A 13,994-nucleotide genomic window follows, 5' to 3' on the forward strand; every position below is an offset into this window, starting at 1 on the left:
TAATATCAGGGAAATCGCTGCGCTAACTGTTCGCTATGTCTCCGAACAAAGTGTTCGCGATGTCCCCGGTCCATACAGGGAGAGGGCTAGGGTGAGGGGCTTTTTCCTACCCGGAAAAAACGGAATGAACCCCGCAATTTTTTTCGCTTGTGGCCGCAACGGCCAAAGGCTTTGATAGACGTCTATTTCGTCGCCAGAGCCCTGCCCCATGCCTGCTTTCGATGGTTTGTTCTCCCTTGTCGATTCCGTGCTCGGCCAACCGGCCACCGCCTGGTTGCGTGAGCATGTCGAAGTGCCTGAAGGGCTGCTGCGCTTCAACTGGCATGAACAGGCACTGCACCGGGTGTGGCTCGCCGAAGCACTGAACCTGTGCCTGCTGCACAAACTGGTTGAAGCCGTGCCTGAAGGCCGACGCTATGTACAGGAACAGGCACAGCATGGCCGCAAGGTAGTGTTCGACCATGGCGCCCTCCGTACGGTGGACTGGCCTGCCAACGGCGAACTGCCCCGCGGCCGCCAGGCATTTGCCCGTTTGCTGGAGCCACTGGGCTTTACCGATGTGCGAACCTACCCGCTGACCAAGCTGAACATGACCGGCTGGGGCTACCGACAAATGGATCTGCCCGAAGACATCGCCCAGTTCTTTGTCTCGGAACTGCACCCCGGCCGCTTCAGCGAGGCTTTTCAACAGGCCGTCAGCCGCGTGGTCGGTTCCAGCCTTGACCCGCTGCAGGCCCACCACCACAGCATCCTCAAGACCCTGAGCCTCACCCACCACTGCAGCCTGAGCCAGGCGCAGGCCCTGTTGCCAGGGCTGTATCAAGCATTCGGCCGGCAGCATGGCGTGGTACAGGAAACGGACTACAACTGCCTCCTCGCTGAAAGCGCCGAGATGGCCTGGATCGCAACCGAGGGCAACAGCTTCAACCATCTGACCGATCGCGTGCCGGACCTCGAAGCCTGTGTGGCGCAACAACGTGACTTGCAACGGCCCATGAAAGACAGCATCGAAGTGTCCGCCTCGGGGCGGGTGATGCAAACCGCCTATCGCGCCAGCACGGTCAGCCGCGGCCTGGTCGATGCTGCCGGGGTGTACCGCGAGCACGCAGTGCCGGGGTCATTTGTGGAGTTCATCCAACGCAAGATCGACCCTGATACCGGCCGCATCGATCTGAACTTCGACAGCAGCAACGCCCAGGGCATTTTCAAGATGACCGACTCCAGGGCCTGAACGCAAACAGCCCTGACGGCGCAGGGCACGTCAGGGCTGTTAAGGGCTTGGGTGGTGTTATTTAAGAACCACAGCGCCTTTCATCATCGAGTTGTGGCCCGGGAAGGTGCAGAAGAATTCATATTCTTCGCCCGCTTTCAGCTTGGCCACATCGAAGGTCACGGAATCTTTCTCACCGGCGCCAATCACTTTGGTGTGGGCGATGATGCGCTCATCACCGTCCTTGAGATAGTTTTTGTCCAGGCCAGCGGCAATGCCGTCGGTAGAAACTGCCTGCATGTCTGCCTTTTTGCTCAAGACCCAGTTATGACCCATGACGTTTTTCGGCAGATTGCCGGAGTGCGTCAGGTTAACGGTGAAGGTCTTGCAGGATTTGTCGATGACGATCTCTTTGGTGTTGTAAGACATTTGGTCAGTCGAATCGACAGTTACAGCGCACTCAGCCGCCAGCAAATGGCCGCTGGCCAGAGTCAAAAGGGATACCGCAACAACTTTGGCAAACATGGTGTATCTCCAAGGCAGGGTATGGGGAAGCAAAAATCTGTATACAGATTGCCTGAAAATTGTATCGATTCATATGATCTGCGTCATGGTCTATCGCCACAATCGACACAATCCATCCCAGAATGGACTTCAGGCTTATAACCTTAGGCCATCATTTTGAATTTTGGGGGAATAAGTAACTAGATTTAATCCACAACCGGCTTTTGCGTGGGTGTAGAGTCGTATTTTTAGCGCAATGTGCAACCTTGCAAAAACCCAGCTAACGGCTAAGCACTAATACAGGGCAGAATACGCGCCGCTCAACCTCACCTTCGACCCCAAGAGGATCGCCCATGGCCAAACCAAACTATAACTTCGCTAAGCGTCAAAGAGACTTGGCTAAAGAGCAGAAGAAAGAGGAAAAGGCTGCCCGCAAGAAAGCGGCTGCTGAAGGCGGTACTGTTGATACCGAGCTGGACCACGAAGTCGACAGCGAAAGTGAAGACGCCGCAGAAGATACCGGCGCGCCAGAAGACAAAGCTCCAACTGCTTGACCCCCTCGGCCCGGTTATCCACAACCCGGCCCACAGGATCTGTGATCAGGATCAGCAGCCCGCCTGCTGATCCTCGCAGTTAGCCTGAACGCCCTCAGACGCTTCAAACCTCATTCCCTTACTCCGCGACAGCAAACAGCCTACAAACCCGTGGCAGGCCTCTCAGCGCGCAGAAAGCACAACGCCAGCCCTAAGGCTGGCGTTGAAGTACTGCAATTTACGCAAAACCGTAGCAGCTGCCGAAGGAACACTGCAACTGTGGGAGCGAGCCTGCTCGCGAAGGTCGTTCGCGAGCAGGCTCGCTCCCACAATAGGGCTTGACCTGCAACAGAGTATCTACAAGGGCAGGCTTAGCGCGGCACTACCGGCTTGCGGGCCGGGCGCTGGCTCTTGCCGCCCTTGGCTGCTTCCTGGCGCTCCTTGGCGGCCTGCTTGTTGCGGGCAAACGCAGCAGCCTTGGCCTGTTCACGCTTGTCCCACGGGTTGCCACCATCACTGGCACGCGGCGGCAGGCCAGTGTGCTGGGTCAGGATCTTGGTGGTCTTCTCACCCGCGACCTTGTGGCTACCGGCAGGCGTCGAGTTTTTGCGACGGGCACTCTGGTAACTGTCGGTCGCCGGCTGATGCAACGGGATCAACTGGTCCTTGCCCGAACCGATCAGGTCGGCACGGCCCATGCGGGTCAGCGCCTCACGCAGCATCGGCCAGCCTTTCGGGTCGTGATAGCGCAGGAACGCCTTGTGCAGGCGGCGCTGCTCCTCGCTCTTGACGATGGTCACCGAGTCGCTCTTGTACGTGACCTTGCGCAGCGGGTTCTTGCCCGAGTGGTACATCGCGGTGGCGGTAGCCATCGGCGACGGGTAGAACGCCTGCACCTGGTCGGCACGGAAACCGTTGGTCTTGAGCCAGATGGCCAGGTTCATCATGTCTTCGTCTTTAGTGCCGGGGTGAGCGGCAATGAAGTACGGGATCAGGTACTGCTCTTTGCCTGCTTCCTTGGTGTACTTCTCGAACATGCGCTTGAACTTGTCATAGCTGCCAATGCCCGGCTTCATCATCTGGTTGAGCGGACCTTCCTCGGTGTGTTCCGGGGCGATCTTCAGGTAACCACCGACGTGGTGGGTGACCAGTTCCTTCACGTATTCCGGCGACTCGACGGCAAGGTCGTAACGCAGACCGGAAGCGATCAGGATTTTCTTCACGCCCGGCAAGGCACGGGCGCTGCGGTAAAGCTGAATCAGCGACGAGTGGTCGGTGTTCAGGTTCGGGCAGATGCCCGGGAAAACGCAGGACGGCTTGCGGCACGCGGATTCGATTTCTGGCGTTTTGCAGGCGATGCGGTACATGTTCGCGGTCGGGCCGCCAAGGTCGGAAATAACCCCGGTAAAGCCTGGCACCTTGTCGCGGATCTCTTCGATTTCGCGAATGATCGACTCTTCGGAGCGGTTCTGGATGATGCGGCCTTCGTGCTCGGTAATCGAGCAGAAGGTGCAACCACCAAAGCAGCCACGCATGATGTTCACCGAGAAACGGATCATGTCGTAGGCCGGGATTTTTTCCTTGCCGTACGCAGGATGGGGAATACGTGCGTAAGGCATGCCAAACACGTAGTCCATTTCTTCAGTGGTCATCGGGATCGGTGGCGGGTTGAACCATACATCCACTTCGCCGTGCTTTTGCACCAGCGCACGGGCGTTGCCCGGGTTGGTTTCAAGGTGCAGCACGCGGTTGGCGTGGGCATACAGCACCGCATCAGCACGTACTTTCTCGACCGATGGCAGACGGATGACCGTCTTGTCACGGGTCATGCGCGGGCTGGCCAGGATCTGCACGACCTTGGCTTCGTTCGGGTCTTCAACCGGGCCCTTTTCCTGCTCGATGGCGCAGGCCTGGGTGTCCTGGGTGTTGACGTACGGGTTGATGATCTTGTCGATCTTGCCCGGACGGTCAATACGCGTGGAGTCGACTTCATACCAGTCTTTTGGCGTATCGCGACGAATGAACGCGGTGCCGCGCACATCGGTGATGTCTTCGACTTTGTGGCCGTAGGACAGACGCTGGGCTACTTCGACGATGGCGCGCTCGGCGTTGCCGTACAACAGGATATCGGCACAGGCGTCGATCAGGATCGAATTGCGTACGCGGTCCTGCCAGTAGTCGTAATGCGCGATACGGCGCAACGAAGCTTCGATACCGCCGAGTACGATCGGTACGTTTTTGTAGGCTTCCTTGCAGCGCTGGCTGTACACCAGACTGGCGCGATCCGGACGTTTGCCTGCCATGCCACCGGGGGTGTAGGCGTCATCGGAACGGATCTTTTTGTCAGCGGTGTAGCGGTTGATCATCGAGTCCATGTTGCCGGCGGCAACGCCGAAGAACAGGTTCGGCTCGCCCAGCTTCATAAAGTCGTCTTTGGACTGCCAGTTCGGCTGGGCAATGATGCCCACACGGAAACCCTGGGACTCCAACAAGCGACCAATGATGGCCATACCAAATGACGGGTGATCGACATAGGCATCACCCGTCACGATGATGATGTCGCATGAATCCCAGCCAAGCTGATCCATCTCCTCCCTGCTCATGGGCAGGAATGGTGCTGGGCCGAAACATTCGGCCCAGTACTTCGGATAGTCAAATAGAGGCTTGGCTGATTGCATGTCGATGACCGGTGTTGAGTGCAAAAAAGGGGGCGCGGCATTTACTAAGAAATTCGCGGGCGCGGAATATAGCACAAAAAATGACCAATTCCGACGGCAATGGTCGGAATTGATTGGCGCAGGCATATTGTCTGTGGGAGCGAGCTTGCTCGCGATTCAGGCGGCGCGATCTATCTGATTGACCGCGTCGATGCTATCGCTGGCAGGCCAGCTCCCACAGAAGCCGGACAGGTTAATCGTCGTCGAAGTTGTAACTGCCTGGCGCCAGGTTTTCGAAGCGCGTGTATTTGCCGATAAACGCCAGGCGCGTGGTGCCAATCGGGCCGTTACGCTGCTTGCCGATGATGATCTCGGCAATGCCCTTGTGCTCGGTCTCGGGGTGGTACACCTCGTCCCGGTACACGAACATGATGACGTCGGCGTCCTGCTCGATGGCTCCGGATTCACGCAAGTCGGAGTTGATCGGGCGCTTGTTGGGCCGCTGCTCCAGGGAACGGTTGAGCTGTGACAGCGCGACTACCGGGCAGTTGAATTCCTTGGCCAGCGCCTTGAGGGAGCGGGAAATCTCGGAGATTTCGTTGGTACGGTTGTCACCGCCGGAACCCGGGATCTGCATCAATTGCAGGTAGTCGATCATGATCAGGCCGATATCGCCGTGCTCACGCACCAGTCGCCGGGTACGGGCGCGCATTTCCGAGGGGCTGATGCCCGCGGTATCGTCGATAAACAGTTTACGGTCATTGAGCAGGTTGACCGCCGAGGTCAGGCGCGGCCAATCGTCGTCTTCGAGGCGACCGGCCCGGACCTTGGTCTGGTCGATGCGACCCAGCGATGACAGCATACGCATGATCAGCGATTCACCTGGCATCTCGAGAGAGTAAACCAGTACCGCTTTCTCGCTGCGCAATACGGCGTTTTCAACCAGGTTCATCGCAAAGGTGGTTTTACCCATCGATGGACGACCGGCGACGATAATCAAGTCCGCAGGCTGCAAGCCGCTGGTCATGCCATCGAGGTCGGTGTAACCGGTGGACAGGCCGGTGATGGCGTTGTCGGTGTTGAACAGCGTGTCGATACGGTCGATGGCTTTGGTCAACAGATCATTGACGCTCACCGGGCCACCGGTTTTTGGCCGGGCCTCGGCAATGGCAAAGATCTGGCGCTCGGCCTCATCGAGGATTTCTTCGGCGCTGCGCCCTTCCGGGTTGAATGCACTGTCGGCGATTTCGGTGCTGATACCGATAAGCTGACGCAACGTCGCACGCTGACGCACGATCTGGGCGTAGGCCTTGATGTTGGCGACCGACGGCGTATTTTTTGCCAGTTCACCGAGGTAGCCCAGGCCGCCCACCTGCGAAGTCTGACCTTCCTTGTCCAGTTGCTCGGCAAGGGTCACGACGTCAATCGGGGAGTTCTGATCTGCCAGCTTGGCAATGGCGCGGAAGATCAGGCGGTGGTCATGTCGATAAAAATCACCGTCCGAAACCTGATCCAGCACGCGTTCCCAGGCGTTGTTGTCCAGCATCAAACCACCGAGCACAGCCTGTTCGGCCTCGATGGAATGCGGAGGCACCTTCAGGGCTGCGGTTTGTAGATCGTATTGCTCAGGAGCGGAGATATCGTTCATGGCCACTTGGAATTAGTTTGAAAATCAGGATCTGCAGAAAGACAAAGGGCACGACCTGTAAACAGGATCGTGCCCGATGTTAACCGTCCGGCACACAAGGTGCCAGTCAGTTAAGACTGCTTAAGCAGCTACCACAACAACGCGTACGGTTGCTTCAACTTCGGCGTGCAGGTGCACAGCCACGTCGAATTCGCCAACGTTGCGGATAGTGCCGTTCGGCAGACGAACTTCGCTTTTTGCAACTTCAACGCCGGAGGCGGTCAGTGCATCAGCGATGTCGTGAGTGCCGATCGAGCCGAACAGCTTGCCTTCGTCGCCAGCGGTGGCAGTGATAGTCACTTCCAGCTCAGCCAGTTGGGCAGCGCGTGTTTCAGCCGAAGCTTTTTTGTCTGCAGCAGCTTGTTCCAGCTCAGCACGACGCTCTTCAAACGCAGCCAGGTTGGCAGCGGTTGCAGCGGTAGCTTTGCCGTACGGCAGCAGGTAGTTACGACCGTAACCGGCCTTAACATTTACTTTGTCGCCCAGGTTGCCCAGGTTCGCGACTTTTTCCAGAAGGATCAGTTGCATGTGAAAATCCTCTTAACTTTTAACCTTCACCGTCCGCAGAGTCTTTATCGGTGCCTTTCGGCGCCAGACGTCCGCGAAAATCAATCAGGCTGTCGACAATGGCCAAGACCACGAGCAACGGATAGATCAGCTGCATAAACAGCAACAGCGTGACGTACAACCCCACCAGCCAGAACTTGGCCAGTCGCTTTTGCGCCACCAGCCCATGAATCAGGGCCAGCCCGGCGAAGAACAACGCTACGCTGCACAACGGCGTAAGCATGGCCATTTCGGGACCGAAGTTCGGCCCTACAAGCATGCACGCCAGCAATCCGAGCGCTGGTCCCAGCGGTAGGCGGATGCTGCGAAATTCGCTGGCAAAACCACCCGGGTTATACAACAACGCCTGCCAATAACGCCCAAGTATCAGGCTCAGCACGCTGACGACCTGCATCAAAGCTGCAATCAAACCGGTGAGGACGGGTGCAATCAGTGCTCCAAGGCGCGCTCGCTCTACGTCAGATAACTTGTCGTAGAGACCATTGAGGACCTGCGGCAGAAGTTTTTCCAACTCCTGCGCCATCGCACCAATGGGTTCGCGGAAAACCGTACCCAGGACCACGCCATACACCACACCCAACGCTACGCTGACCAGCAGCACGCGATTCCAGGACTGACCGGCGCGTAACATCAACGCCAGCCCCAGAGTTCCCAGCAGCACCATAAGGGTGCGGGGCTCTCCGATAAACCACCAGACCAAGGCCGGCAGTAACGCCCATGAGAGAATGCTCAAGGCATCTCTCGGACCGCGCCGCAGAAGCACCAGGCTACCTGCAGCAGCACTCAACCAGAACAAGAACGGCAATGCCGCACATCCGGCCACGATTAACGTGGCCTGCACACGGCCTCGCATGATGAACTCAGCTAAGGCGCGCATGCTTTCAATCCTTTACTACTTGTCGACTGCCCGGTCTCAGCGGCCGTGGCTGTCGGTGTAGGCCAGCAGGGCCAGGAAGCGGGCGCGCTTGATAGCGGTGGCCAGCTGACGCTGATAACGAGCTTTAGTACCGGTGATACGGCTTGGAACAATTTTGCCGGTCTCGGATACGTAAGCTTTCAGAGTGTTGAGATCCTTGTAATCGATCTCTTTCACTTCTTCTGCGGTGAAGCGGCAGAATTTACGACGACGGAAGAAACGTGCCATGTAATTGGCTCCTCAAAAGGTCCGTGGATTACTCGTCAGCGTTATCGCTGGCGTCGCTGTTATCGCTGTCATCGCCATCGGCGCTGTCAGAATGCTCAGGACGGTCACGACGCTCACGGCGCTCACTGCGGTTCTCTTCAGCCTTGAGCATCTCGGACTGGCCAGTTACGGCTTCGTCGCGACGGATGACCAGGTTACGGATCACAGCATCGTTGTAACGGAAGTTGTCTTCCAGCTCAGCCAGGGCTTTGCCAGTGCACTCAACGTTCAGCATCACGTAGTGAGCCTTGTGAACATTGTTGATTGCGTAGGCCAGTTGACGACGGCCCCAATCTTCCAGACGGTGGATTTTGCCGCCGTCTTCTTCGATCAGCTTGGTGTAACGCTCTACCATGCCGCCGACTTGTTCGCTTTGATCCGGGTGGACCAAAAAGATGATTTCGTAATGACGCATGAATGCTCCTTACGGGTTGTAGCCTGCCGCTAACTAAAAAGCGGTCAGACAAGGAGTGAATGACACTTGTGTGTCTTGCCTAGAGAGGCACATATGCGCCCGCCATGACGGCAAGGGGCGCAATTGTAGAGAAGGGACAACAGAGGCGCAAGGCAATTGGTGATTATTTGAACAATCTTTACTTGTATACGCCACAAACCAATGTGGGAGCGGGCTGGCTCGCGATGGCATCGCTGCGGTCATCCAGAGACACCGCGTGATACGCATCGCGAGCAAGCCCGCTCCCACATTTAACAGCCAGCCAGCTTACTTCTTCTTCGAAGAAGTCTTGGCCTTGGCGCCGCGCTGACGCTGGGCTTCGAACAGGCAAACACCTGTCGCCACCGAAACGTTCAGGCTGCTGACGCTGCCGGCCATCGGCAGCTTGACCAGGTAATCACAGTGCTCACGGGTCAGGCGACGCATGCCCTTGCCTTCTGCCCCCATGATCAGGATGGTCGGGCCGGTCAGGTCCTGGTCATAGATACTGACTTCAGCCTCACCGGCCGTACCGACAACCCACAAGCCGCGCTGCTGGAGCTTCTCCAGGGTACGCGCCAGGTTGGTCACGGCAACCAACGGAATAACTTCCGCTGCACCGCAGGCTACTTTTCGTACCGTCGGCGTCAGCGTTGCAGATTTGTCCTTGGGCACGATAACAGCCAGCGCACCGGCAGCATCCGCCGAACGCAGGCAAGCACCCAGGTTGTGGGGATCGGTCACGCCGTCCAGCACCAGCAGCAACGGGGCACCTTCAGTGCGATCGAGCAGCTCGTCGAGCATGGCTTCGCCCCAGACCTGGCTCGGACTCACGTCCGCCACCACACCCTGGTGCACGCCTTCGACCCAGACGTCCATTTCACGACGCTCGGCCTGGCCGACAGCCACACGGTTTTCGTTGGCCAGCTCGATCAGCGTTTGTACACGCGGATCACTGCGACCTTCTGCCAGCCATACCTGCTTGACGCGCTTGGGATGGTGACGCAGCAATGCTTCTACGGCATGCACGCCATAGATTTTTTCCAGACTCATGACTTGGCCTTAGGTTTGCGCGCCCCGCCGCTTTTGGCGGCTGGAGCGGTGCCCGATTTTGGCGGGCCTTTACGATGTTTGCTCGGCTTGGAAGGCTTGCCCGCATCTTTTGCAGGCGCCCCCCTACCCGACTTTCCCGGCTCCGATGTCCGACCGCCGCTTTTCGATTCGGCCAGCAGCGCCTGTTTCAGTTCACGGCTTTTGCGCAGCTCGGCGTTTTTTGCCGCAGCATCGCTTGGGCGATAAGCATCATCCGAGGATTTTTTAGCGGGCTTGGCCGGTGCACTGCGACGTGCAGCCGGGGCTGGCTCAACCGGCTTTTCAGTCGGCTTGGTACCGGCCTTGCCTGCATTCCTGGTTTTAGGCGCATCAGCAGTACGATTTTTACGACCAATCGGCGCACTGAGGGTTTTTTCCGCCATTTCGAAGTCGATCTTGCGCTCGTCGAGATCGACGCGCATGACCCGCACTTCAACGGTATCACCCAAGCGGAAGCTGCGACCGGTGCGCTCGCCCGCCAGGCGGTGATGCACAGGGTCGAAGTGGTAGTAGTCGCCCGGCAAGGCAGTTACGTGAACCAGACCTTCAACATAGATATCGGTCAGTTCCACGAACAGGCCAAAACCGGTCACTGCCGTTACCACGCCAGGGAACGACTCACCTACGCGATCCTTCATGAACTCGCACTTGAGCCAGTTGGTCACATCGCGGGTGGCTTCGTCGGCACGGCGCTCGCTCATGGAGCACTGCTCGCCGAGCTGCTCCAGGATCGCTTCGTCGTACGGATAGATGCGCGCTTTCGGAATGGTCATCGCACCAGCACGGCGAACGTGCGGGGTATCCATCTTGGAATGGATCACGCTGCGGATCGCACGGTGGGTCAACAGGTCAGGGTAGCGACGAATCGGCGAGGTGAAGTGGGTATAGGCTTCATAATTCAGGCCGAAGTGGCCCTGGTTATCGGAGCTGTATACCGCCTGGCTCAACGAACGCAGCATTACGGTCTGGATCAGGTGGAAATCCGGACGGTCCTTGATGCTGGCCAGCAATGCCTGGTAATCCTTCGGCGACGGACCATCTTTACCTTTGTGCAGGCTCAGGCCCAGCTCACCGAGGAACGCACGCAGTTTTTCCAGACGCTCCGGCGGCGGACCATCGTGGACACGATACAGCGCAGGAATCTCGTGCTTCTTGAGGAACTCGGCGGTGGCCACGTTGGCCGCCAGCATGCACTCTTCAATCAGCTTGTGCGCATCGTTACGGGTGGTCGGGCGAATATCGGCAATTTTGCGATCGGAACCGAAGATGATCCGGGTTTCCTGGGTTTCAAAATCAATCGCGCCACGGGTATGACGAGCTGCCAGCAACACCTTGTACAACGAGTACAACTGCTTGAGGTGCGGCACCACATCAGCGTATTCGCTGCGCAGTTGCTTGGCTTCGCTGGTTTTCGGCTGCTCCAGAATAGTGCTGACCTTGTTGTAGGTCAGACGTGCCTGGGAATGGATCACCGCTTCGTAGAACTGATAGTCGGTCATTTCGCCGGTTTTGGAGATGGTCATCTCGCAAACCATGGCCAAACGGTCGACTTTCGGGTTCAGCGAGCACAGGCCGTTGGACAGCTGCTCAGGCAGCATCGGGATCACGCGCTCAGGGAAGTACACCGAGTTGCCGCGAACCTGGGCTTCGGCATCCAGGGCCGAACCGATTTTCACGTAGCTGGAGACGTCGGCAATTGCCACGTACAACTTCCAGCCGCCGGAGAACAGGCGCAGCTTGCCAGGCTTGGCTTCGCAGAATACGGCGTCATCGAAGTCGCGAGCATCTTCGCCGTCAATGGTGACGAACGGCAGATGACGCAGGTCGATGCGCTTCTCTTTGTCTTTCTCTTCGACTTCCGGCTTCAGACGGCTTGCTTCCTTAAGCACAGCTTCCGGCCATACGTGAGGAATGTCGTAAGTACGCAGGGCAATATCGATTTCCATGCCCGGAGCCATGTAGTTGCCTACAACCTCCAGTACATCGCCTTGCGGCTGGAAACGCGGCGTAGGCCAGTGAGTAATCTTCACTTCGACGAACTGACCGATTTTTGCGCCAGCGTTGCGACCCGGGGTTACCAGCACTTCTTGCTGGATCTTCGGGTTGTCGGCCACTACGAAGCCAATACCACCTTCTTCAAAGTAGCGACCCACGATGGTTTCGTGAGCACGGGAAACCACTTCGACGATCACGCCTTCACGACGACCACGACGGTCCAGCCCCGAAACACGGGCCAGCGCACGGTCGCCATCGAACACCAGGCGCATTTGCGCAGGGCTCATGAACAGGTCGTCGCTGCCGTCGTCCGGAACCAGGAAGCCGAAGCCATCGCGGTGGCCACTGATACGGCCGAGAATCAGGTCGAGCTTGTCCACCGGCGCGTAAGTGCCACGGCGGGTGTAAATCAGTTGGGCATCGCGCTCCATCGCACGCAGGCGACGGCGCAAGGCCTCGATTTGGTCTTCTGTGGTCAGACCGAACTCTTCCACCAACTGTTCACGAGCAGCAGGCGAGCCACGCTCGGCCAGGTGCTGAAGGATCAGTTCGCGGCTAGGGATAGGGTTTTCGTATTTTTCCGCTTCACGTGCGGCCTCGGGATCGAGGGTCTGCCAATCGGCCATTAGATAGTTTTCACCTTGTCTATATGCGGGTTAGTTTGGCATACGCGTATTGAAACGGGAAATTTCAGGCACACACTGGGCCTTATTAGTCCTTTCTGACGCGCTTTGCTGCTGTCGACCAACCGTTCGCGAAATATTTTCACTATTTTTAAACACAACGCTTTACAGGTCAAAGGTTCGTCCGTAAGATGCGCGCCATCAACAACGGCAACAGCGTTGAAGATACTGCCCAGATGGTGAAATTGGTAGACACGCCAGCTTCAGGTGCTGGTGATCGCAAGGTCGTGGAAGTTCGAGTCTTCTTCTGGGCACCAATTCGAGATTGCAGAGTAGTACACTCTTCAGCCTCACACAAAAACCCGCGAAAGCGGGTTTTTGCATTCCGGGTCAGCTAAGCCCCTGATTTAATAAAATTAAAACAGGGGTTTACAGATCGAAAAGCTCTACGTATTATGCGCCACATCAACAGCGGCAACGTTGCTGATACTGCCCAGATGGTGAAATTGGTAGACACGCCAGCTTCAGGTGCTGGTGACCGCAAGGTCGTGGAAGTTCGAGTCTTCTTCTGGGCACCAATTCAGGTTTACAGGTTCACCCTGTGTAACCACTCAAAAAGCCCGCGAAAGCGGGCTTTTTAGTTTCCGGGATTCCTTCCTGCCCTCTTCGATACCTTTTATCTGCGGCCTAAAGGTCGTATTTGATAATCTATCTCATCCGCATTAATATCCGGCCAACTTCAGATCCCTGGCTCATCCTCCTGGATACCCGTGCCCGACACCAATGACAGGCTCCAGCTTTACCTGACGCATCGTATCGCCCTGGTCGACTATGCCGCCCCCATCGTGGGCTGCCGGGCCAAGGCAGAAGATGTGGTTCAAGACGCCTGGCTGCGCTTCAGCCAGGGCGCGGACAACCTCGCCCCGCTGACACAACCGGTGGGCTATCTTTACCGTATCGTGCGCAACCTGGCCTTTGACCTCAATCGCCGGGCAACCCTGGAAAACCGCCACACCACCCATAGCGAATCATTGGACGAACACATTTCCAACGCGCCTTCGCCCGAGCAGCAAGCCTTGCATGTGGACGAATTACGCAAATTGCAACATGCTTTGTCCCGCCTGCCGGAGCGCACGCGCCAGGCATTCGTATTGCATCGCCTGCAAGGCCTGACGTTTCAGCAAATCGGCACGCAACTTGGCATATCCGTGAGCCTGGCCCACCAATTGGTCCGCGACGCCCTGACCTACTGCGCGGAACAACTGAGTGATGACTGAAAAACCGCCCCCGAACCCGATCTGGGAAACCGCACTGGACTGGCTGCTGCTGATCCAGGAGAACCCTCAAGACTCCGAACTGACCGAACGCCTGAACCACTGGCGCGCCAGCGCCCCTGAGCACGACGCGGCTTATCGCAAGGCGCTCAAGGTCTGGAGCCTGAGCGGCGAGGCGCTCACCCTGCCGGCGACAACAGCACCGGCCCCGCCGATGGCACGCCCACCCCAGCGCC

At 57.6% G+C, this 13,994-nt stretch carries 13 protein-coding genes and 2 tRNA genes; 6 read left to right on the forward strand and 9 right to left on the reverse strand.

What is annotated here, in order from left to right; translation table 11 throughout:
- Window positions 1–208: 208 nt before the first annotated feature.
- Window positions 209–1,231, forward strand: a complete 1,023-nt coding sequence (locus GHN92_RS22960; protein ID WP_153381271.1) for a DUF1338 domain-containing protein — start codon at window positions 209–211, stop codon at window positions 1,229–1,231.
- Window positions 1,232–1,288: 57 nt separating this feature from the next.
- On the opposite strand, the gene azu is transcribed toward GHN92_RS22960, so the two are convergent.
- Window positions 1,289–1,735, reverse strand: coding sequence for an azurin (gene azu, locus GHN92_RS22965; RefSeq protein WP_095000969.1), 447 nt, complete (start codon window positions 1,733–1,735; stop codon window positions 1,289–1,291).
- A 332-nt stretch (window positions 1,736–2,067) separates the two neighbouring features.
- On the opposite strand from azu, the gene GHN92_RS22970 reads away from it, so the two are divergent.
- Window positions 2,068–2,268 (forward strand): hypothetical protein, encoded by a 201-nt coding sequence (locus tag GHN92_RS22970; RefSeq protein ID WP_095000968.1) that lies wholly within the window; start codon window positions 2,068–2,070, stop codon window positions 2,266–2,268.
- Window positions 2,269–2,618: 350 nt separating this feature from the next.
- Here the strand turns inward: GHN92_RS22970 and GHN92_RS22975 are convergent, their stop codons facing one another.
- The 8 genes from GHN92_RS22975 to rnr form a co-directional block, all read right to left on the reverse strand.
- Window positions 2,619–4,925 (reverse strand): YgiQ family radical SAM protein, encoded by a 2,307-nt coding sequence (locus GHN92_RS22975; RefSeq protein WP_095000967.1) that lies wholly within the window; start codon window positions 4,923–4,925, stop codon window positions 2,619–2,621.
- A 232-nt stretch (window positions 4,926–5,157) separates the two neighbouring features.
- The gene (gene dnaB, locus GHN92_RS22980) at window positions 5,158–6,552 is read right to left on the reverse strand and encodes a replicative DNA helicase (protein WP_016783319.1); all 1,395 of its coding nucleotides are present in this window, start codon (window positions 6,550–6,552) and stop codon (window positions 5,158–5,160) included.
- Window positions 6,553–6,672: 120 nt separating this feature from the next.
- On the reverse strand, window positions 6,673–7,119 hold the full coding sequence (rplI, locus tag GHN92_RS22985; protein ID WP_003439047.1) for a 50S ribosomal protein L9: 447 nt from the start codon (window positions 7,117–7,119) through the stop codon (window positions 6,673–6,675).
- A 19-nt stretch (window positions 7,120–7,138) separates the two neighbouring features.
- Window positions 7,139–8,035 carry a hypothetical protein gene (locus tag GHN92_RS22990; protein WP_153381273.1) on the reverse strand — a complete coding sequence of 299 codons (897 nt, stop codon included), beginning with the start codon at window positions 8,033–8,035 and terminating at the stop codon, window positions 7,139–7,141.
- Window positions 8,036–8,071: 36 nt separating this feature from the next.
- Entirely contained in the window at window positions 8,072–8,302 is a 231-nt protein-coding gene (gene rpsR, locus GHN92_RS22995) for a 30S ribosomal protein S18 (protein ID WP_003171373.1), read from the reverse strand.
- A gap of 28 nt (window positions 8,303–8,330) precedes the next feature.
- Complete coding sequence (gene rpsF, locus GHN92_RS23000; RefSeq protein WP_003439045.1) at window positions 8,331–8,756, reverse strand: 30S ribosomal protein S6; 426 nt, start codon at window positions 8,754–8,756, stop codon at window positions 8,331–8,333.
- Between the two features lie 306 nt (window positions 8,757–9,062).
- Window positions 9,063–9,827: a 23S rRNA (guanosine(2251)-2'-O)-methyltransferase RlmB gene (rlmB, locus tag GHN92_RS23005; protein ID WP_095000964.1), complete on the reverse strand. Its 765-nt coding sequence runs from the start codon at window positions 9,825–9,827 to the stop codon at window positions 9,063–9,065.
- Window positions 9,824–12,487 carry a ribonuclease R gene (gene rnr / locus GHN92_RS23010; protein ID WP_095000963.1) on the reverse strand — a complete coding sequence of 888 codons (2,664 nt, stop codon included), beginning with the start codon at window positions 12,485–12,487 and terminating at the stop codon, window positions 9,824–9,826. Before rnr ends, rlmB begins: the two co-directional genes overlap by 4 nt.
- 227 nt (window positions 12,488–12,714) lie before the next feature.
- Between rnr and GHN92_RS23015 the strand changes: the two genes are divergently transcribed.
- The 4 genes from GHN92_RS23015 to GHN92_RS23030 form a co-directional block, all read left to right on the forward strand.
- Window positions 12,715–12,801: transfer RNA gene (locus GHN92_RS23015), tRNA-Leu, on the forward strand.
- A 174-nt stretch (window positions 12,802–12,975) separates the two neighbouring features.
- A tRNA-Leu gene (locus GHN92_RS23020) sits at window positions 12,976–13,062 on the forward strand.
- A 192-nt stretch (window positions 13,063–13,254) separates the two neighbouring features.
- Window positions 13,255–13,761, forward strand: coding sequence for a sigma-70 family RNA polymerase sigma factor (locus GHN92_RS23025; RefSeq protein WP_095017676.1), 507 nt, complete (start codon window positions 13,255–13,257; stop codon window positions 13,759–13,761).
- The coding region (locus GHN92_RS23030; protein WP_153381276.1) for a DUF4880 domain-containing protein at window positions 13,754–13,994 on the forward strand (241 nt) is incomplete at its 3' end. The genes GHN92_RS23025 and GHN92_RS23030, both read left to right, overlap by 8 nt.

This window comes from Pseudomonas sp. FSL R10-2964, from assembly GCF_009600035.1.
In the GTDB taxonomy this organism is placed as follows: domain Bacteria; phylum Pseudomonadota; class Gammaproteobacteria; order Pseudomonadales; family Pseudomonadaceae; genus Aquipseudomonas; species Aquipseudomonas bubulae.